At 65.2% G+C, this 20459-nt stretch carries 13 protein-coding genes; 6 read left to right on the top strand and 7 right to left on the bottom strand.

The window, feature by feature from the left end; genetic code table 11:
* Positions 1-5: 5 nt before the first annotated feature.
* The gene (locus R2770_16950; GenBank protein MEZ5282151.1) at positions 6-653 is read right to left on the bottom strand and encodes a response regulator transcription factor; all 648 of its coding nucleotides are present in this window, start codon (positions 651-653) and stop codon (positions 6-8) included.
* A complete protein-coding gene (locus tag R2770_16945; GenBank protein MEZ5282150.1) occupies positions 650-1885 on the bottom strand; it encodes a PspC domain-containing protein in 1236 nt (411 codons plus the stop codon). Before R2770_16945 ends, R2770_16950 begins: the two co-directional genes overlap by 4 nt.
* Before the next feature lie 153 nt (positions 1886-2038).
* Here R2770_16945 and R2770_16940 point away from each other — a divergent pair, with 153 nt between their 5' ends.
* Together R2770_16940 and R2770_16935 are read left to right on the top strand one after the other, a co-directional pair.
* A complete protein-coding gene (locus R2770_16940) occupies positions 2039-3316 on the top strand; it encodes a PspC domain-containing protein (GenBank protein MEZ5282149.1) in 1278 nt (425 codons plus the stop codon).
* Positions 3306-3575, top strand: coding sequence for a hypothetical protein (locus R2770_16935; protein ID MEZ5282148.1), 270 nt, complete (start codon positions 3306-3308; stop codon positions 3573-3575). The genes R2770_16940 and R2770_16935 overlap by 11 nt, the downstream gene beginning before the upstream one ends.
* Positions 3576-3708: 133 nt before the next feature.
* Here the strand turns inward: R2770_16935 and R2770_16930 are convergent, their stop codons facing one another.
* Positions 3709-4590: a mechanosensitive ion channel gene (locus R2770_16930; protein MEZ5282147.1), complete on the bottom strand. Its 882-nt coding sequence runs from the start codon at positions 4588-4590 to the stop codon at positions 3709-3711.
* 14 nt (positions 4591-4604) lie between these two features.
* A complete protein-coding gene (locus R2770_16925; GenBank protein ID MEZ5282146.1) occupies positions 4605-5042 on the bottom strand; it encodes a sterol desaturase family protein in 438 nt (145 codons plus the stop codon).
* A 100-nt stretch (positions 5043-5142) separates the two neighbouring features.
* Here R2770_16925 and R2770_16920 point away from each other — a divergent pair, with 100 nt between their 5' ends.
* Positions 5143-7794, top strand: a complete 2652-nt coding sequence (locus tag R2770_16920) for a bifunctional diguanylate cyclase/phosphodiesterase (GenBank protein ID MEZ5282145.1) — start codon at positions 5143-5145, stop codon at positions 7792-7794.
* Positions 7795-7812: 18 nt separating this feature from the next.
* On the opposite strand, the gene R2770_16915 is transcribed toward R2770_16920, so the two are convergent.
* Genes R2770_16915 through R2770_16905 form a run of 3 tightly spaced genes read right to left on the bottom strand, consistent with a single transcriptional unit; the run spans position 7813 to position 15561 of the window.
* Positions 7813-8898, bottom strand: a complete 1086-nt coding sequence (locus tag R2770_16915) for a nitronate monooxygenase (protein ID MEZ5282144.1) — start codon at positions 8896-8898, stop codon at positions 7813-7815.
* 25 nt (positions 8899-8923) lie between these two features.
* Entirely contained in the window at positions 8924-12370 is a 3447-nt protein-coding gene (locus R2770_16910; GenBank protein ID MEZ5282143.1) for a UvrD-helicase domain-containing protein, read from the bottom strand.
* Entirely contained in the window at positions 12367-15561 is a 3195-nt protein-coding gene (locus tag R2770_16905; GenBank protein MEZ5282142.1) for a PD-(D/E)XK nuclease family protein, read from the bottom strand. Before R2770_16905 ends, R2770_16910 begins: the two co-directional genes overlap by 4 nt.
* A 149-nt stretch (positions 15562-15710) precedes the next feature.
* Between R2770_16905 and R2770_16900 the strand changes: the two genes are divergently transcribed.
* The 3 genes from R2770_16900 to R2770_16890 all read left to right on the top strand — a co-directional run bounded on the left by R2770_16900 (position 15711) and on the right by R2770_16890 (position 20422).
* Positions 15711-18536, top strand: coding sequence for an SdrD B-like domain-containing protein (locus tag R2770_16900; protein ID MEZ5282141.1), 2826 nt, complete (start codon positions 15711-15713; stop codon positions 18534-18536).
* A gap of 81 nt (positions 18537-18617) precedes the next feature.
* Entirely contained in the window at positions 18618-19919 is a 1302-nt protein-coding gene (locus tag R2770_16895) for an O-acetylhomoserine aminocarboxypropyltransferase/cysteine synthase family protein (GenBank protein ID MEZ5282140.1), read from the top strand.
* The gene (locus R2770_16890) at positions 19916-20422 is read left to right on the top strand and encodes a CoA-binding protein (protein MEZ5282139.1); all 507 of its coding nucleotides are present in this window, start codon (positions 19916-19918) and stop codon (positions 20420-20422) included. The genes R2770_16895 and R2770_16890 overlap by 4 nt, the downstream gene beginning before the upstream one ends.
* Positions 20423-20459 lie beyond the last annotated feature (37 nt).

Here is a 20459-nt window from a genome sequence, read left to right as displayed (position 1 = left end):
TTGGTTCAGACGATGCGGCGTCGATGAGCCCAGTCGGTCAGTTCGTGGCGGTTCGACAACTGCAGCTTGCGCAAAATGGCCGAGGCGTGGGTCTCGACCGTCTTCACCGAAATCGACAGCCGCCGGGCGATCTCTTTGTAGGCATACCCTCGCGCCAGCAGCCTGAGGACCTCGCGCTCGCGTGTTGTCAGCTGGTCGAGTTCGGGGTCGTCCGGGGTCGGCAGATGCGACGCGAACGCGTCCAGCACGAAGCCGGCCAGTCGCGGCGAGAACACAGCATCGCCGTCGGCGACCCGCTGGATCGCGTCGAGTAGCTCGTCCGACCCGATGCTCTTGGTCACATATCCCCGGGCCCCGGCGCGTATGACGGCAATGACATCGTCGGCAGCATCTGACACCGACAGCGCCAAGAACTTGGTTTCGACCATCCTCTGTTCTATGCCTTCGATCACCGCTGGTGCGTTGCCGCCCGGCAGGTGGACATCGAGCAGCACGACGTCGGGCCGGCATCTCGTGATGACGTCGATGGCTTCGTCGACATCGGCCGCCTCGCCCATCACCTCGAACACATCGCCGATGGTCGACTTGACGCCAGACCGCACCAGTTCGTGATCGTCGACAACGACCACCTTCACCCGTTGGTTGTTGGTCATCCCGTCTCCTCGGATTCGGCCAGGTCGGCCGCTGTGAGCGGCAACTCGAGCTCGACCTCGGTGCCCTCGCCCGGAGCTGTGATCACCGTGGCCGCACCTCCGAGCCTGCGCATACGGCCTCTGATCGACTCGCTGACGCCCCTTCGATCGGCTGGCACCGACGCCTGGTCGTAGCCGCATCCGGTGTCGCGCACGAACACCTGGACCGCGTCGGCGCCAACCTCGGCGAACACGTCGATTCGGCTCGTGCCGCTGTGCCTGGCGGCGTTGTGCATGGCCTCTCGGGCTGCGGCCAGCAAGCCGTCGATGCGTTCGTCGGCCGGGCGGTCGCCGACCACCACCACATCGATCGGCACGCCATGGTCGTCTTCTACGGCAGCGGCCGCGGTCTCGAGGCCCTCTCTCAGCCGGTCGCTGTGGCCGAGCCGACCGTCTCCGTGCAGCCACGATCTCAGCTCGCGCTCTTGACGCCTGGCCAGCTGAGCCATGCGGGCCGGATCGTCGGCGCTTCGCTGGATCAACGACAGGGTCTGAAGCACCGAGTCGTGCAGGTGAGCGGCCAACTCGGCCTTTTCCTCGGATCGGATTCGGTTGCGTCGCTCGTCGATGAGGTCTGCGGTGACCGAGCGAATCCATGGGCCCAAGACGATGCCCAGCCCGGCGGCGATGGCGATGGTCGCGAACACCACGTTGTTGACCGCGTCGAAATCGAAGTTGAGGGCCAGCAGTGCCACCAGGCCGCCAATCGTCAGTCCCAGCCCGCCGAGCACCCGAACGGCGACGACGGTCGGTGATGTGCGCCGGCTGTCGCTGCCCATCACGAACTCGCCCAGGTTTACGCGTCCTCGCTCGACCGCGATGACAAATCCTGTTGCCAGGGCCGCAACCGGCCAGACGATCGAGTCGATGAAGCCAGGCCAGGTCGCCCTGATCGCCAGCAACAGTCCGAGGGTGATCAGGCCAACACCCAATACCCGCTCGCTGGCGTCGGCCCGGGTCAGATCGGCCAGGGCCCTGGGGTCGTCGGTGGGGTCGTTGGCGAGGGTCGCCAAGTACAACGCGACGTAGAACACGACGCCCAGACCGCCGGCGATCCCGAGGACAACAAACGACACGCGCACCACCAGGGGTCCGACCCCCAATGAGCCTGCGAGACCGGCGGCGGTGCCCGTCAGGACCACATCGCTGGCGGCGCGTGTCGGGCGCCAGTCGAACCAATGCGTCGGCGTCATGTCCCGGTCTCCACCCCAGCATGATCGCGTAGGCAGCTGACGACGGCATCAGGGGCCAACCCTGATGCCACCCCTACACCCCGTGTCTCGCTCAGGGGAGTTTCAGGGTCGTCCCCGATTGAGAACAGACGACCTTGGTCGGACGATTGGCCCATGATCGACAACGATATGGACATGAGTACATCGGGCACAGAGCGCAGAAGGCTTCGCCGCAGCAGCGACCAGAAGCTCGCCGGTGTTTGCGGCGGAATAGCCAACTACTTCGAGATCGACCCGACGATCGTGCGGATCGGATTCGTGATCTTGGCCCTGATCGGGTTCGGGGCCGGGGTTCTGGCCTACGGGGTCATGTGGCTGGTGATGCCCGATGCCTCAGACCACACCGCACTCGACTCGGTCAGCGAATCGGTCAGGGGCAGCAGCGACAAGCGCAAGGCCGTCGCCATCGTCATCGGTGGCCTTGGTTTGGTGTTGCTGGCCGACGGGCTGGTCGACATCCGCGGCGGTGTGTTGCTGCCTTTGGTGCTGGTGGCGGCGGGTGTTGCGTTGATCGCGGGCCGGGACCGGCCACCCCGCGACAACGACCCGTCGCCGCACACACCGGGGCCAACCGCGGCATCCGGACCCGAAGGCGCCGGCACTGTCGAACCCGTCGATTCATTCGCGCCCGCTGTGTCCGACTTCGACACGGGTGTCGTGCCGGTGGCCTACCCGTCCCCAACAGCGTCGGCTGGATCCGGCCCGCCGCCGGCATCGTCGGCTCCTGCTGCCGACACTGTGGGAGGTAAGCCGCGTCGGGCGCCCAAGCCACCAAGTGTCATCACCCCCACCGTGCTCAGCCTCATGGTGTTGGCCTCTGGGGTCGTGCTGGTTCTGGACCGCGGCGGTGCCGTCGATGCCTCATTGGTGATGATGGGTGCGATCTGGCTGGTGCTGATCGCAGCGGGCCTCTTGTTGTCGACGGTGCGAGGCCGGGCAACGGGACTGATCTTCGTGGGGATCGTGGTCGTGATGTTCACGCTGACTGCTCGCTGGGTCGACCCGATACTCGACGACGGCACAGGCGAGGTGCGCTTCGCCCCGTCGACACTGGCCGAACTGGAGTCCGAGTATCGCCTGGGGGCCGGTGAGCTGGTGGTGGACCTGAGAAACATCGAGGTAGCAGGGGAACAGCGCGAGCTCGACATAACTCTGGGTGTGGGCGAGCTTCGCGTCTACTTGCCTTCCGAACCGGCGATCGACCTTCGGGTCACCAACGACATCGGCAATGTCGACTACATCGATCGCAACGACCATCTGGCCGACATCAACAGGGCGGGGTTGAGCAACTCGTTGGACCTCAGCACGGACGGCAACTCGCGCGCCGACGGGCGGTTGGAGATCAACATCGATACCGGAATCGGAAACGTGGAGGTCGTCCGTGTCCCGTGAGTTGCTTCCCAAACACAGGCTGGCACCGGTGCCCCTCATCTTCGGAGTGGGGTTCCTGGTGATAGCCATCACCTCGATGGCCGACACATCGTTGGACGAGGCCGAGACCTGGCTCTGGGCCACGGCGTTGATAGTCGTCGGTCTGGCGGGCCTGGTGGCCGTGCTGGATCGGGTTCGTTCGTCGGCCGATCAGGACGAGCCGTCGGTCTCCGAAGCGGAACCTTCGCCATCTGACACCGAGTCGCCCGTCGAGTCGTGACGAAGGTGCACGGTGGTCTGGGGGAACGGGATCTCGATTCCCTCGGCATCAAAGCGGTCCTTGATTCTGCGTCTCAGGGTCCTGGCCACCGCCCACTGTTCGCTGGGTTCGGTCTTGACTGCCAGGCGGATGGTCACGGCCGAGTCGCCCAGATCCTGAACCCCCAGACCTCGGGTTCTTCGAGAATCGTCGCCGTGTCCAACTGTTCTTGCCACATGCCGTCGGCCACCTGTTTGATGACGGTCGAGGCCAGCTCCAGGTCGGTGTCGTAGCTGACCCCGACGTCGAGCACCGTACGAGCCCACATCTGCGACATGTTGCCCACCCTGCGGATTTCGCCGTTGGGAACCACCCACAGAACACCGGTTACGTCACGCAGGCGGGTGGTGCGCAGGGTCACGGCCTCGATGGTGCCGGTGGCCTCGCCCACATCGACCACGTCGCCGACACCGTATTGGTCTTCGATGACGATGAAGATGCCGGCGAGGAAGTCGCGCACCAGCGATTGGGCGCCAAAGCCGATCGCAATACCAGCGATGCCCGCTCCCGCGATGAGCGGGCCGAGACTGATGCCGACCTCGCCGAGAGCGATCAACAAGGCCATCACCCAGATCGTCGTAGTGGCCAGGCTCTTCAGAACCGCCCCCAAGGTGGTGGCCCGCTGCTTCGAGCGTTCCTTTGCCACCGCCAGAGATTCGAAGCGGCGGCGTGCCTTTTCGGCCAAGATCTCGGTGGGCCCCATAGGCGGTGCGCTCACAACGGCGGTGGGGTCGACCACAAGGTCTTCACGCTCGGCGATCAGGCGGGCGATGAAGCGATCGATGGCCCTTCTGACGACTCGCGACGCAATCCATGCGACGGCCAGGATCAGTAGAACTGTTGCCGGCTTTTCGATGGTCCACTCGGCCAGGCGAGCCAGGTTGTCGGAGTTGGTCCAGCCGTGCACCGCATCGCAGACGATCCCCGGGTCAGGTCCACACGCAGATTCGAGGTCGGCCAGATATTCGATACCCATGGCTTTGCAGTGAATCACGCTCGCCGTTGGTTCGTGCCCAAGACATCGTCCCAGACCTTGGTGGTTACTCCGAAGTTGGTGCGGCTCTTTGCGTGATGGGCCAGATGGTGGTGGCGCCGCTGGGCCGACACGGTGTGAGGCATGTGATGGATGCGCCAGTGGGTGGTTTCGTAGGCCGCATAGCCGACCACGAAGCCGAGCCAACGAGCCAACGAGCCTGAGGTTCGGGTGAACAGATAGGCAGGCGATGAAGCGGCGGCGACCGCGCCATGCCCCAGCAGCCGCTTCGGAAGTGATGTCGCCAACGGATCTCGGTGGTGCATCCGATGCTCGCTGCTGACCACCCTCGGTGAACCTGGGTGATGAAACCCCACACGGTGAACCAGGTACTCGACCAGCGTCCACATCGCTACGCCAAAGGCGAATGACGCTGCGTTCTTCAGCCTTCTCACGCACCCGATCTCACCAGCAACAGGCACCCGATGCAACGCGCCCTGCCTATGGCGCACCATGTTTCGCGCGCATAGGGTGACGCCGAACTACTTGATCGAGATGTCCCCAACCATGGCAGCGGCGCCGACAGACGAAAGACGTACTCAATCATTGGCGTGGGGTCGCGCCCTTCCGTGGATCGTTGCGGGTTCGATCGCCATCGCCTCGGTAGCGGTGTTCCTGGTGCGCAGAAGCTCGGTCCAAGCCGAGCGTGACAGGGCCATCTCGTCGGCCGAGGCCCTGTTTGCCAACGTCGTCAAAGACACCGAGAGCCGGATCGGTCTCGAACAGTCCAAGCTGCTGTTCCTGGCAAAGGGCGCAGCTGCGTGGGCCTCTTCGGCCGGTGCAAACGACACCACATCGTTGGCCCGGTACATGCAGAACCTGCCAGTCGTCGACCGTGTGCCTGCGCTCAGATGGGTTGCCCTGGCCGACCTCGCCGACGGTTCTGTGACCGTCTCTGCTGCAGCCAGCGGTTCTGGCGAGCCGCTCTTGGAAATGGAAGGCGTCGATCTCGGTGCCGACGCGCGGGTCATCGAAGCCATAGCCGACGCGCCGTCCGGAGACTTGTGCTCGGTGTCTGTTCTTGGTCCGGCCGGCGAAGAACAGGTGGTCCTGATCACCACGTTGCCCGAGAACCCCGGCCGAGTCGTCGTGCTCGGCTTCGTGGGTCCGGTGTTCCTGAGCCCCGCCCTCGCTCACGAGGGTGTCGATAGCGCTTTGGTTCCGCCCGATGGCGAGTTCTTGGTGACCAGGTCTGACGGCGGATTGCCAGACTTCCGCTCGACCGCGGATGGTGTCATCTCGTTGTCGTCGGACGAGTCTGTTTTTCGCTACTCGGCACAACAAGACATCTTCGGTTCCGAGTGGGTGTTGGTGATGTCCAGCGGCCAGGACTTCCTGGACATTCCCGGCAGCTCAGAACACTGGGTGATCCTGGCTGCTGGGCTGACCCTGGCTTTGGCCGTGCTCGGATTGTTGACCACGCGGCAGCGGGCATCGGACCGCCGGGCCAAGGTCGCCGCCGAGTTGAGTCGCTCGAACCGTCGCTACCTGACCGGATTCGAGCGGGCCCCGATCGGCTCGGCCGAGATCACCGTCGACGGAACAATCGTGCGATCGAACCGTACGATGGCTCGCCAGTTGGGACGCGCTGACCAAGACATCGAGGGTTCGCGACTGTTCGACTTCGTGCATCCGGCCGACGCCCAGGATCAGGCTGATCGCTTTGCCGGGATGGTCGAAGGCAACGACCACACCAGCCAGGCCGAGGTCAGGTACCTGAGGCCCGATGGGCATGTCGTGTGGATAACGGAGTCGATCTCGAGCCTCGACCGCGCGGACGACACCGACCGACGGTTCCTCGTGCAGTCGCTGGACACGACGGCGCGTCGCGTGGCCGAACTCGAACTCGAACACATGGCCTTCAACGACGCGCTGACCGGCTTGCCCAACCGCGTCAGGTTGCTGGAGCACCTCGGCCTGGTACTCGAGCAGAGCAGCCTCGACGCCAGCCCGGTCTCGTTGTTCTTCATCGACATCGATCGCTTCAAGGTCGTCAACGACAGCCTCGGTCACTCGGCGGGCGACGAGGTGATAGCGACGGTTGGTCGTCGTCTGGCAGACCTGGTCGAGGCGCCACACTTCATCGCCCGATTCGGTGGCGACGAGTTCGCCGTTGTGTGCAGCGGCGTCGACGACGGCGAGGCGCTCGATCGGTTCGCTGACGCGTTGTTGGCCGACGTCCGACAGCCGATAGCCGTGGGTGGTGATGTGATCCACGTCACCGCATCGATAGGTGTCATCGTCGGCTCGGGCCGAGACGATTCGCCCGAGTCGATGCTTCGCGATGCTGATGCGGCGATGTACCGGGCCAAGGCGGCTGGGCGAAACACCGTCGAGCGCTTCGAGTTCTCGATGCGTGCCGAAGCTGTGAGGCGGCTCGACCTCGAGCGGTCACTGCGAAAAGCCATCGAACGCGACGAATTCACCATCCACTATCAGCCGGTCATAGATCTCAGCACCAACCGAATCGCCGGATTCGAGGCCCTGCTGCGCTGGCATCACCCAGAACTCGGTCTGCTCGAGCCCAGTCAGTTCCTCCAGATCGCCGACGAGGCAGGTCTGATGGATGAGATCGACGAGGTCACGTTGCAGCGAGCTTGCGCCCAGCTCAACGACTGGTCGCAGCGAAGTGAAGCTGCCAAGTCGTGGCACCTAGCGGTGAACTGCTCGCCAAAGTGGTTCCACGACTCGCGCCTGCGCGAGCTGATACCAGCGGTGCTCGGGTCGAGCTCGCTCGAGGCCAACCGGCTCTGGCTCGAGGTCACCGAGAACGACCTGTTGAGCGACTCCGACGCGGCGATGGCGACTTTCAGCGACCTCCACGACCTTGGGGTGAACGTGGCCATCGACGACTTCGGCACCGGCTTCAGTTCGCTCAGCTATCTGAGCCAGTTCCACGTCGATCGGCTGAAGATCGACAGATCGTTCGTGCAGTCACTCGACCGCAGCGACGCCGACGAAGCCATCGTCGCCGCAGTGGTCGAGATGGCCTCGGCCCTGGGCATCGGCACCGTGGCCGAGGGTGCCGAGAGCGAGGCCCAGCTGGCGGCACTGCGCCGTCTGGGCGCCGATTATGTGCAGGGCTATCTGCTGAGCCGTCCTCTGGCGCCCGACGAGGTCGAGCGAGCACTGGCCGAAATCGACTGAGTTGACGGGCCAGGGAGTTCAGCGGCCCAGATTGGTGACCACGGCTTCGGCCTCGCCGACCAGGGAGGTCATTGTTTCGGCGACGGTCGAGCGCGCGTTCAGGTAGCCGACGCTCTGGCCGGCGCCCGAATGCATGAGCGGTGCGATTTCGTGGCGTTCGATCTGTCCGAGTATGTCGCCCACCAACACGTCTTGATAGGGCATCTTCAGCGGGCTCGGGGCGCCCTCGGCTGCCCATTCGTCGCTCCACGCCGTACGGATCTGCCTGAATGTCTTGCCGCTGTCGGCCCGACTGATGACGGTGTCGGCGCTGCCGGCCGCAATCAGCTTGTCGACGATCTGGCCCTCGACGTGGTTCTCTTCGCACACGAGCCAGATGGTGCCGGTCCAAACACCTACGGCTCCCATGGCCATGGCTGCGGCGATGTGTCTGCCCGTGGCCACACCGCCGGCGGCTACCACAGGAACGTCACCACAGACGTCGACTATCTGAGGTACCAGCGAGAAGGTGCCCACGGTTCCGGTGTGGGCTCCGGCGTCGTAGCCCTGGGCGACGATGATGTCTGCCCCGGCCTGCAGCGCCCGAACGGCGTGTTTGGGCTGTCCCACCAGGCTGATCATCTTCATGCCCCGCTCCTTCGACGGGCCGATGACCCATTCAGGAGACCCGATGCCCAGCGCCAAGATGGGCAGCTTCGAGTCCATCACGACGTCCACCTGGGCGCGTGCGCTGGCCTCGCTTCGTATGAACCGGGTGCGCATGCCGGGCATACCGTCGTCGGGTACGCCGTACTTCTCGCGCAGGCCGGCCACGAACTGTTTGTGTTCTTCGGGAATCGCGGCTTCGACCTCGTCACGGTTGTCGCGTTCTGGCATGCCGGGCGGTATCACCAGGTCGATGCCATAGGGCAAGTCGCCAAGCTCCTGGGCCATCGTGGTCAGCGCAACCTCGATCTCCTCGGGAGTCGAGCGCGTGGCGCCCCACACCCCGATACCGCCGGCCTTGGTTACCGCGATCGCCGCCTCGAGCGAGTGGGTGAACCCGAAGATGGGGTATTTGCATCCGAGATCGTCGCAAAGACGTGTGTGAATGGGGCTGGGCATTGGTTCTCCTCGGTCTGGACCGAAACTAGCCAACGGTGTGCCGCGATACCGAAGCGAGCTCGGCGACGGCTGCCTTGGCGCCGGCGAGGTCGTTGACCGAAACCGCTTTTGCTCCGTCAGGAGACAGGAACAAGAACACGACGTCAGCGACGGTTTCGCCGGTCGCACGCTCGAGCGCGATGGCATAGGTAGCACCCTGGAGCTCGTATTTGCCCATACGCCGCGACAGTTCGGCCTGATCCACCGAGTCGGTCTTGTAGTCGACGATCACCAGCCCGTCGCCACGGCGATACAGCAGATCGATGTAGCCCTCGATCGTGGTCGAGGAGTCGACGGGAGCCGCCACATAGGTTTCGCGCCAGTGAGGCAACGTCACGGCCTCGCGCACCACCGGACTGTCGAGTGCCGAGTGCACAAGATCTGCGATGAGGGCCTCGTATCCGATCACCGCCTCGGCCGCGGCCTGCGCGGCCACGGTCTGTTCGACCCCGGCACCGCCATCGAGGTCTATCGTCTGCAGCACGGCGTGAACCGCTCGCCCGATCGCCGTTCCGTAGCGGCCCTTGTTCCAGGGCGGGAGGTCGATGTCGCGAGGGCCCTTCTGCATTCCGGGGTCCACGACGGATTCTGTCGCCTGGTCGGTCCGGGGCGTTGCGTACTTTGCGATGGTGGTGGCGGCCAGAGTCGACGAGACCGCGCCGCGGGCCAGTGCGGCTGAACGGGCGGTCTCCCAACTGGGACGATCGATGGTGTCGGCGGTGTCGGGGCTGGGTTGACCCGCGCTGCGCTGTGGTGTCGGCGACGGCGCAAAAACTGCGTGGTTGGCGTTGCCGCGCGACGCGGCGGCCTCGATGAGTTGCGCACCTGACAAGAGGTTGGCCGGCCGCTCGGCGTTGTTCTTGTTGCGCTGCCGTGCAGAGCGGTGAAGAGATACGACTAGATGATCGCGGGCCCGGGTGGCCCCTACGTACAGCAGCCGGAGCCGCTCGAGGTGATCCATCTGTTCGTCGATGGGCTTGAACTCGTCGTAGTCGGCGGTGGCGAGGTCTTTGCTCATCTTGATGACCACGTCGCCGCCTCGAGGGAAGGCGACCTGAACGCCGGCGCGCCTGGCGGAACCCGCCGTGGTGAGGCCCGAGAGAACGGTGATGGGAAACTCGAGGCCCTTCGAGGCGTGGATGGTCATGATTCGGACCGCGTCGGCGTCGGTTTCGGGCAGAAGCGTCTCGGCTACGCGAGATCCCTCTGCGCTCTGCAGCGTGGCCCATGAGATGAACTGCCTCAGACCACCACCCTCGCTGTCGACGTAAGCGCGCGCTTGGTCCTGGACGAATCTCAGGCGGCGCCATACGTCGCGAGGTCGGCTGCGGGCAACCCCGAGCTCGAGGAGCCGACGCTCTCGGATGATGCGCTCGATCAGCGCGCTGGGCGTGGTCCACATGCGTGCCCGGTGCAGCTCGCCCAGGTGCAGCATTGCTTGGGCGACCGGGTCGTCTGCGGCGATTCCGGGTGGGGGATCGGCTTGATGGTTCCACGTTCCGCCATGAACACGCCGCCAACGAAAGAGGTCGTCGTCGCCGCATCCATAGGCCGCCGAGCGCAGCGCGGTGGCCAGCGACAGTTCGTCGGTGGGGTCATCGACCGCTCGCAGAACGGCCATCAATTCGCGAATCTCGGCCGTGCTCCAGACCAGCGAAGAGCTCTCGGCTCGATAGTCGATCTGGGCGCTCTCGAGCGCACGCTCGAGAGCCGGCAACGAGGTCCGGGCCGGCAGCAGGACGGTGATGTCGTTGGGTCGACACGGCCGCCAGGTGCCGGAGTCCTCGTCGTGGACCTGCCAACCCTGGTCCAGCGCCTGCCCGATCACTGCAGCCACGTCTTGGGCTTCGGCGCGGCGAAGTTCGTCGGCAGACAGTTCGCCGTGTTCGGTCGCCCCCAGCACGGTCACGTGGTTGGTCTTTTCGGACAGGGGCGGGCGCCACGCAAGGAGTGATTGGTATTCGGGCTGCCGGTCGGCCTCGCCGCGTATCAGCTCGGAGAACACGGTGTTGACCCACTCGATAACGGGCGAGACCGTGCGGAAGTTCGTGTCCAGGCTTACCGGGCTGTCCGAGAACGTGTTCCTGGCCTCCAGGAACAGCGACACATCGGCCCTGCGGAACCTGTAGATCGACTGCTTGGGGTCGCCCACGAAGAACAGGCGGCCGGCCTCGGTTGGTATCTGATTCCAGGGCTTTGTGCCGGCATCAGGGTCTGCGCTGGCGATCAGCACCGCCAGGTCGATCTGGATTGGATCGGTGTCTTGGAATTCGTCGAGTAGCAAGCGGCGGTAGCGGCCGCGAAGCGCCTGGCGCGTCTGCCACCCGGTCTGGGGGTTGCGAAGCATCTGGCGGGCGAGCACCAGCAGGTCGTGGAACTCGAGCCTGCCATTGGTGCGCCGGTCTTCGACGTGCTCGAGAGTGAACCCCGCCACCACCGATGCCAGCCGACGGATGGTGCTGTCGGTGAGGCGAGCCACCTCGTCTGCGGCCATCTGTTGGGCAGACCGAATCAGGGCTCTGACGTCGTCGACGTCGCACCGCCAATTCTTGGCGGTGCCGTTGAGCCGGCCGCCGGGCGGCGACCGCAACACCTCGACCAGATCGAGCACGTCGTCGGTCGATTCCAACACCTGTCCCCACCGAACCAGGTTTGGGATCCAGGTCAACAGCTTGTCGTCTGCGCTCTTGCACTGGTCGGTGAGGTCGTCGATCTGGGCGATTCGATCGAGGATTGGTTGTATGCGAGGCCTGCTGAGGGGACCCGTCGATTGGTCGGCCTCCGCGACCAGGTCCCAGTTGTCGCGAAAGGCGATTGCGACGTCTCGCAGGTGTACGTCGAGCCGGATGCCGAGCGTGTCTGCCAACAACAACAGCTCGGCCTGGTCGTCGTCGTCTAGCAACTCGTCGAGGAAGCTCCTCCAGCGTTCGTCGAAGGCGACCTGGCTGCTGATCTCGTCGAGGACCTCGATGCTGGGCGGCAGGCCCGCCTCGACGGGGTGCTCGCTGAGAACCCGCTGGGCAAAGGCGTGCAGGGTCGAGATGGCCGCCCCGTCGACCTGGTCGAGGGCTGCGCTGCACCGCTCGGCCAAGAGGGCATCGGTGGTTTCGTCGGCGGTCTCCTCGAGCTTGCGCCGAACCCGATCGCGCAGCTCGAGCGCAGCTTTCTCGGTGAAGGTGATGGCTGCGATGTGGCGCATCTCGACGCCGGAGGCAACCAGCTGTATGACCCTTTGAACCAGCGCGCTGGTCTTGCCCGACCCGGCCCCGGCCTCGACGAACATGGTCGAATCGAGCCGATGAGCGATCTGGTCGCGAGCCGCTTGGTCGGCCGGAACCCGCTGGGTGGTGTCGGCCTCGCTCGACTCGATGTTGTCGAGGTCTGGTGGCTGGGGTTCTGGTTCGAACTGGGAGAAGAGATCGAGCTGGCTCATGGCGCGCCCGGGGTATCGGCCATGTCGAGCAGGAGTTCGGGCTCGGCCAACTCGCGGTATGGCCGCAGCAGCGGGTCTGTACGTTTGCGCTCCCACTCGCGCCGCCGGGCGCCCGAGCCGAGATGATCTGGATCGCAGTAGTCACAGCTGACGAAGAACTCGAAGCTCTCTCCGCTGGGTCTGGCCGGGAACACACCCTGTTCGAGGCCGTCGAGGATCGTCGCGAGGACCTCGTCGAAACGACCGAGGGCATCGTCGTCGAGTTCGAACCCGATCGACTGGTAGTTCGCTTTCGAGGTTATGAACCAATACATCGCCCGAACCGGGGTCGACTGGTCGCCGTGTTCGCGTCTGGCTGCCAAGGCATACACGGGTAGCTGGAGCTTCGTGCCGTTCGCGGTCTTGTCGACATCGCGCTTGATGTCGGTGAAGCCCCGGCTGCTGCCGGTCTTGTAGTCGATGACGATGATCGAGCCGTCGGGCGCGATCTCGACGCGGTCTGCGCTGCCTCTGATGTCAATCGTGCGACCGTCTCGCAGCCGATGCCGCAGAGGGCTCGAGTCGCCGAGCCCGAATGCGAGCTCGGCTGCAACCAGTCGCCCCTGGTGCTCGCGCCTCAGTTCGTTATCGAGCACAGCGAGGACATCTGAGACGATGCGTTTGCGGTCGCGTTGCCAGAAGAGCCGCTTGCCGACCAATCCTCGGCTCTCGGCAAGGTCGCAGTGGTGATCGACGATGTGGCGCAGGCGCTGGCGCGCCTCTGGCGACCAGGGCCTGCCGGCGTCGGGCACCAGCCCTTGGGACAGCTCGGTGTTGACGAACTCGTCCAAGGCCGAGTGGATGAGGCTGCCCTTGTCGAGCGCCGAGATTCGTGTCGCCTCGTCTGGGCGCTCGATGGGCTCGATGCCGAGCGCGTACCGCATCAGGTACGCGTGGGGACACGACGCCCAGGTCTCGAGCCGGGTGGGAGAAAAGACCGGATGGTCGGAATGGTCGCCTCTGGGCGCGGTGAACACCGAGGTGAGGTTGCCGTCGAACCGGGTGAACGAGCGCGAGGCCCTGGCGGCTATCAGCTCGGCGCCGCGCCTGAAGGCAGGTTCGCGACGGGCCAATGGATCGGCTGCGAGATCGGCGCCGACCCCCTCGGCGGCCAACCGGTTGAGCAGGCGCTGGGCCTCGTACTCCTGATCGGTAGCCGGAAAGGGCGCGTCGCGTATTCCTGCGACGAAGCTGGGAATCTCGTGCGCCCAATCGCCGGCCGAGGCGACGGCAGCGAACTCCTCGCTCCATACCCGCCGCTCGGCGAGTGCGCCCGCCGTGTCCAGGAGCCATCGGCTTGGCACCCGTTCGGCGCTCTTTCGCAGGTCACCCCTTGGAAACGACAAGACCCGTTTGCCCGAGGCCGAGGCCAGCGCAGCCAGGAAGTCTCGGTGTTCGTCGTCGAGGCGGCCCGAGACCAGCGCCAGAGCGCCGTCGAGGACCGCGCGCTCGTGGTCAGGCAGTAGCGAATCGTCTCGTCTGGTTGCGGGGAACACCCCTTCGGCAAGCCCCAGAACAAACACCGCGTCGAGCTCGAGGCCCGCGAGCTGACCCGGATGACCTACGAACACACCTTCTCCGAAGGTGCCGCTTCGGCCCAATCCGGCCTCGAGCTCTGCGTCGAGTGCGCGTCGGAACGTTCCGAGGGTGGGGGCGAGCTCTATCTCGCCCAGGCCGGCCAGCCGGTCTAGTGCGGCGTCGATTCGATCGGCTGCTTCGATCTCGTGGTCTGGCCAGTGGCGCTGGTCTGATCCCAGATATCGATTGAGCAGCGAGCGGGCCCAGGCACATTTTTCGGGCCACGAGCTGGGCACGGCGCCCGGATCGGTCAGGGCGACCAGTTCGGCCACGAACCGGGCCAGCTCGGCCGCCGAGCGCATCTGGCGCACGGCGCGCCGCCGTCGCGCCGAACGATCTGGGCGATCGTCGTGTTCGTCGACCGACTCGAGTTGGGTGCGGGCATCGGCGATGACGCGCTCGAGGCGCTGATTCCACTGCTCTGGCGAGCGGGTGATGCCGGCCTCGCGGCTGAGACGCTCCCAGTCGGCGGTGGGGGTGATGCCTGGCGCGTCGGCGACTTGCCTGATGGGGGCCGAGGAGAGCAGCGCCATGACGTCGGCCCGGCTGTAGCCGTGGTCCGACAGCGACAAGAGACAACGCAACGTGCGCCCGACGACGCTGTGACCCACCTCGTGTATCGCCTGCCCGTTGAACGGAACACCTGCGGCGTCGAGCTGTTCGGCCAGCAGCCTTGCGTATGGGTCGGCCGAGCCGAACACGACGGCCATGCGTTCCAGCGGCGTGCCGTCGACGACCGCCCGGATCAGCGACCGCACGACCGTTCGAACCTCGTCGTCGGCGTCTGAGACCGACACGATGTTGGAGGCAACGGGCACCTCGGCCGCGACCTCGGGCAAAGACACGTTGAGCTGGGCGCAGATAGTGCGCGCCGACTGGTCGGCGCGCGGGTGTCCGGTTGTGCCGACAAGCACCACGACATCGTTGTGCCGAGCGATGGTGGTTAGCAGCCGAGCGGCGGCCGCTGTCAGGGTCTTGGGCAGGTGAACGATGATGCGGCCGCGCCTGGCCACTTGGTCTGGGTCGGCGTCGATAAGTGAGGTCGCAACATCGAACAGGTCGAATTCGTCGTACCAGTCGGCGGCCAAGGCCTGTTCGGTCTGTCTGTGGATGGAGACCACATCGGCAGCCCGGCTGGATTGATCAGCCAGCAGGTCCAGCTGTGGGTCGCTGAGGTCGCGCAGCTCGCGGTGTACGCGCAACAGCTGGCGCTCGGTCGACGGGTGTTCTCGTACCGCCGAGAACATCGAGCGCCGGCCGGCCAAGACCTGCCTGATCGCCGCGGCGACGACCGGATTGGAAACCGGGCGCCGTCCCATTGCGGCCAGGTCGGGTGCCCCGATCAGCTCGGCGAGCCGATAGGTGGTGATCAGGTCTATGCCGGCGATGCCGACTCCAGCGTCTGTGATCTGCTGGCGGGCCATCGCCCGCCTCACCGAGACGCCTACATAGTTCGACGAGACGATGATCGTGACCGGTGCCAGCGGATCGTCGGCCTTGGCCTGCGACACGAGGCGGCGCAAGACCGAACCCGCCCGCGGCCCGTACTCGGTTACGACGACTCGAAGACTCACGCCCTCAACCTATTCGGTGCCTGTGACGGTCGAACGAAGCAGGCGGCCTCGCGGTTCACATTCCCGGTTGGCAAGGAACCTGTTCATCGGCCCCTTAGCAGCGCTGTGCGCCGGTCGACGTGCCATGACGAAGCTCTGAGGGGACCGACATGTCTGCACAAAGTCCAATAGGCCGAGTTCTCGGATGGGGTGCCGTCGCAACCGTGGCGCTGATGGCTGTGTCGTCCTCGACCGGCGCACCGGCAATAGAAGGCCAGGTGGCCGGCATCAGCATCGAGCGCTCCACCGCCGTCGGCAGCCAGATGACAGCCTTTGCTTCGAACCCCCCAGTGGTGATCTCGGACCCCGGCGGGGTTGGCGACGTCGGCATGCCGATCCAGTACATCGACGGCCGCATCAGCGGCTACGACCTGGCTGGCTTGGTCGTGACCTACGACGATGCAACCGACGTGTTGACGGTGACCTTCGACGGCCCCGGGGTGGTCGGCGATGCCGACGGTGATGGAGATCCTTCGACGACCGGCCTGATACTGGCCGGGCTGGGCGGCGTCGACGAGATCGAATTCGGCGGGGGCGAACACTTCTCCCTTCTGATCGACGTCGACCAGGACGGCGCGTTCGATGCCATCGCCGGCGTTGCCTCGGGCAGTCCATTGTCTGGCTACAACGTCGCAGCGCACACCGGCGGCCCCTTCAGCTTCTTCCCTTCGTTCGGCGGTGCCTATGGCGTCTCGTTGCCACAACACAACTCGGGTGCGCCCGCGGCTCCAACCCCTGCATCACCGGACTTGACCGTGTCGATTCCGCGTTTCTCCGAGTTGGCGGTTTCGCTGGGGCTCGAAGACGACAGCCTCGACTTCAACGTCAACGCCCACGTGGGTTCTAGCTCTTCGGCCGGCATCGGCGCCGAGTTCGTGCCGACTGCAGGTGTTGGCGCCGAGGTGAGGCTCGACGCCAGAATCGGTGACAAGGTCTGGATCGACAACGACTTCGACGGCATACAGGATCCTGGCGAAACCGGGGCTCAGGGCGTGAAGGTCGACCTCATAGACGCTCTGGGCAACGTCGTGGCCACCGCGACCACCGATGCCGCCGGTGAGTACGAATTCGCAGCCCGCCCGGACTCGTATCAGGTGCGGTTCGGTCTGTTGCCCGACCATTCGTTCACCCATCGAGGGCCCGGAGGCACCGACGACAGCGATGCCGACCTGGTGACCGGCTTCACGTCGAGCTTCACGGTCGAGCAGGGCGACGAACGACTCGACCTCGACGCCGGCCTGGTTCCCCACGACCCGTCGATCGACATCGAGAAGTCGACCAATGGCGACGACGCCGACACCGCGCCAGGGCCCGAGCTGACTCCGGGGTCCGAGGCCGCGTTCACGTACGTCGTCACCAACGACGGCAATCTCGAACTGATCGACGTTGCTGTAGTCGACGACGTGCTGGGACCGATATGCACCTTTGCGACGCTGGCCCCCGGCGAAACCGACCAGTGCTCGACCACCGCCGTGGTTCAGCCGGGCCAATACGTGAACACCGGCTCGGTCACGGCGACGCCGACCATTCACGGAAGGCAACTCGACCAGGTCTTCGATTCCGATGCCAGCCACCACTTCGGGGCCGTCAGGTCGGGCGTTGTCCTGGAGAAGTCGACCAACGGCCTCGACTCCGATTCGGGCCCCGGTGAAACGCTGGTCAGCGGTTCGCTGGCTAGGTTCGAGTACGTCATCGTCAACCCAGGAAACGTGGACCTCGTCGACGTGATCGTCGTCGACGACGTGCTCGGCGAGATCTGTCGCATCGACCGGATCGCCGTGGCGTCGAGCGCTTCGTGCGAGGCACAGGCCACCGTGGTGCCAGGTCCCTACGCCAACATCGGCACTGTCACGGCGGTGCCGGCCTTTGGCGCGCTGCGCTTCGATCCGGTGACCGATTCGGACCCCAGCCACCACTATGGCGAGGTGGTAACGGGCATCGATATCGAGAAGTCGACCAACGGCCTCGACTCCGATGCCGCCCCAGGCGAAACACTCCAGAGCGGATCTATCGCGACCTTCGAATATGTGATCACCAACACCGGCAACGTCGACCTGATCGAGGTGTCGGTGACCGACGATCACATCGGCTTGGTTTGCACCATCGCGCGCCTTGCTCCCGGCGAGGCCGATAGCTGCACCACGAGCATCATCGTGGCGCCTGGACCATATGTGAACGAGGGTGTGGCTATCGGAATACCCGAGGTCGGATCGACCACGCTGGACACCGTGTCGGACACCGACCTGAGCCACCATTTCGGGTCGGTCGACCCCGCCGTCGACATAGAGAAGTCCACCAACGGCGAAGATGCCGACACGGGACCGGGCCCATCGATCTATGTGGGCGACCAGGTCACATGGCTGTACCGAGTGACCAACTCGGGCAATGTCACCCTGACCGACATCGCTGTCACCGACGACGTCGAGGGGCTGGTTTGCACCATCGCGTCGCTGGGGGCAGGCGAATCCGACAGCTGCGTATGGACTGGTACCGCAATCGAGGGCGCCTATGCCAACGTCGGTAGCGTCACCGCCGTGCCGCTTGTGGCTGGTACGAGCCTGCTGCCTGTCAGCGACGCAGACCCCAGCCACTACACCGGCGTCGTTCGGCCTCCCGCTTGTGTGCCCGACATAGCCGGACCGCTCATGTGGGCCGGCAAGATCGACCGTTGGGACAGCGGCCTCGACGCCCAGGCGGGTTCGTTCATCCGAATCGTCACAAACGAGCCCGATAGCTCGCCAGGGCAGCCGCACGAACAGGTCTACGTCCAGGTGGGTGACACGATCTATGGGCCCACTCCGGTGGGTCTTGGTGAACTCTCGTTCACGGTCGATAGCCCTGGGCGGGTGGTCATCCTGCACTACTCGGTCGTAACCGGCGACACGTCCAACCCCAACTCGGTTGCGTTCTCGTTCTGCGGTACCGATCTGACCTAGCCGCCCCGGCCCGACGTCTTCGCGGCCGGGCGGGCCGCGTGCGATGATCGAGGCCGGGCCGCGACGTCGATCGGAGCACTAGTGAACGACCACAGTTGGGGATTCGCGACCCGTTCGCTTCACGCGGGCGGGCGTCCCGACCCCACAACCGGCGCCCGGGCCGTGCCGATTTACCAGTCGACGAGCTTCGTGTTCGAGGACACAGCAGACGCAGCCGACCTGTTCGCGCTGCAGAAATACGGCACGATCTACAGTCGCATCTCGAACCCCACCGTCGCCGCCTTCGAAGAGCGGATGGCCTCGCTGGAAGGCGGCATCGGGGCGGTGGCCACATCGTCGGGTCTTGCGGCCGAGTTCCTCACGATCACCTCGCTGTGCGATTCGGGCGACAACTTCGTGGCATCGGCTTCGCTGTACGGCGGCACGGTGACCCAATTCGACATCACCCTTCGGCGCCTCGGCGTAGACGCCCGCTTCGTCGCCTCACACGACGCCGCCGACTTCGAGAAGTACATCGACGACAACACCAAGCTCGTCTACACGGAGATAATCGCCAACCCCAGCGGTGCGGTGGCCGACCTCGAAGCGATGGCAGAGATGGCCCACCGAAACGGTCTGCCCCTGGTCGTCGACGCCACTTTCTCGTCGCCCTACCTGTGCCGACCCATCGAGTTCGGGGCCGACGTGGTGGTGCACTCCGCCACCAAGTTCATTGGCGGCCATGGCACGTCCATCGGGGGCGTCATAGTCGAGTCGGGCACATTCGATTGGGCCAACGGCCGGTTCCCCCACTTCACCGAGCCGGTCGACAGCTACAACGGGCTGCGCTTCACCGAGAACTTCGGCGAGTATGCGTTCTGCACCAAGGTCAGGGTCGAGCAACTGCGCGACATCGGTGCAAGCTTGTCGCCGTTCAACGCGTTCATGCTTCTGCAGGGTCTGGAGACCCTGCCCCTGCGCATGCGTCAGCACGTAGCCAACGCTCGAGCGGTCGCCGAATGGCTCGACAGCGACGATCGGGTCACGTGGGTCGCCTACTCGGGCCTGTCCTCCTCGCCGTGGCACGAGCGCGCCATGCGATACATGCCCGAGGGCCCGGGAGCCATCTTCTCGTTCGGCGTCGAAGGTGGGCGCGACGGGGGTGCGCGCTTCATAGAGAACCTCGAGATGATCAGTCATCTGGCCAACGTCGGCGACGCAAAGACGCTTGTCATCCACCCGGCATCGACCACTCATCAACAGCTGAGCGACGAACAGCTGACCGCGTCGGGTGTGGCCGCCGACACCGTACGAATATCGGTGGGTCTGGAAGACCTGGACGACATCCTGTACGACCTCGACCAGGGTCTGCGTGCTGCAACCGGCAGGGGGAGGAACCGATGAGCCAGCTCACAGGATCGACCGACTGGACGCCGCCGTCGGCGCGCGAGCGCAAGGCCATCATGGACAGAACGCGCGCGGTCGCCATGGTCGGTGTGTCTTCGAAGCGGTCGCGTGCCTCCAACTTCGTCGCCACGTACCTGCTCAGCAGACCAGACGACTTCGAAGTGTGGTTCGTGAACCCCCGCGAAACCGAGATCCTCGGGCATCGGGTCTACGCGTCCCTGGCCGACCTTCCCGCCGCACCCGACATGGTGGACGTGTTTCGTCGTCCCGAAGACCTTCCTGCCGTGGCACGAGAGGCGGTCGAGGTCGGGGCCAAGGTGTTCTGGGCTCAACTAGGTCTGTCGAGCGACGAGGCGGCGGCTATCGCCCACAGTGCAGGGCTCGATGTGGTGATGGACCGATGCCTGAAGATCGAGCACGCCCGCTTCGCCGGCGGGCTGCATCTGGCCGGTTTCGACACCGGTGTGGTTTCGAGCCGACGGGGCGACGCCTACTCCTAGCTCGGGTCGATTGTTGCTGGCACAGGTGCCCGCCGTG

The organism is Acidimicrobiales bacterium, assembly GCA_041394185.1.
Taxonomy (GTDB): domain Bacteria; phylum Actinomycetota; class Acidimicrobiia; order Acidimicrobiales; family Poriferisodalaceae; genus JAAETH01.
Note: the sequence above shows the minus strand (reverse complement) of the source record. Positions and strands in the feature narration are given on the sequence as shown.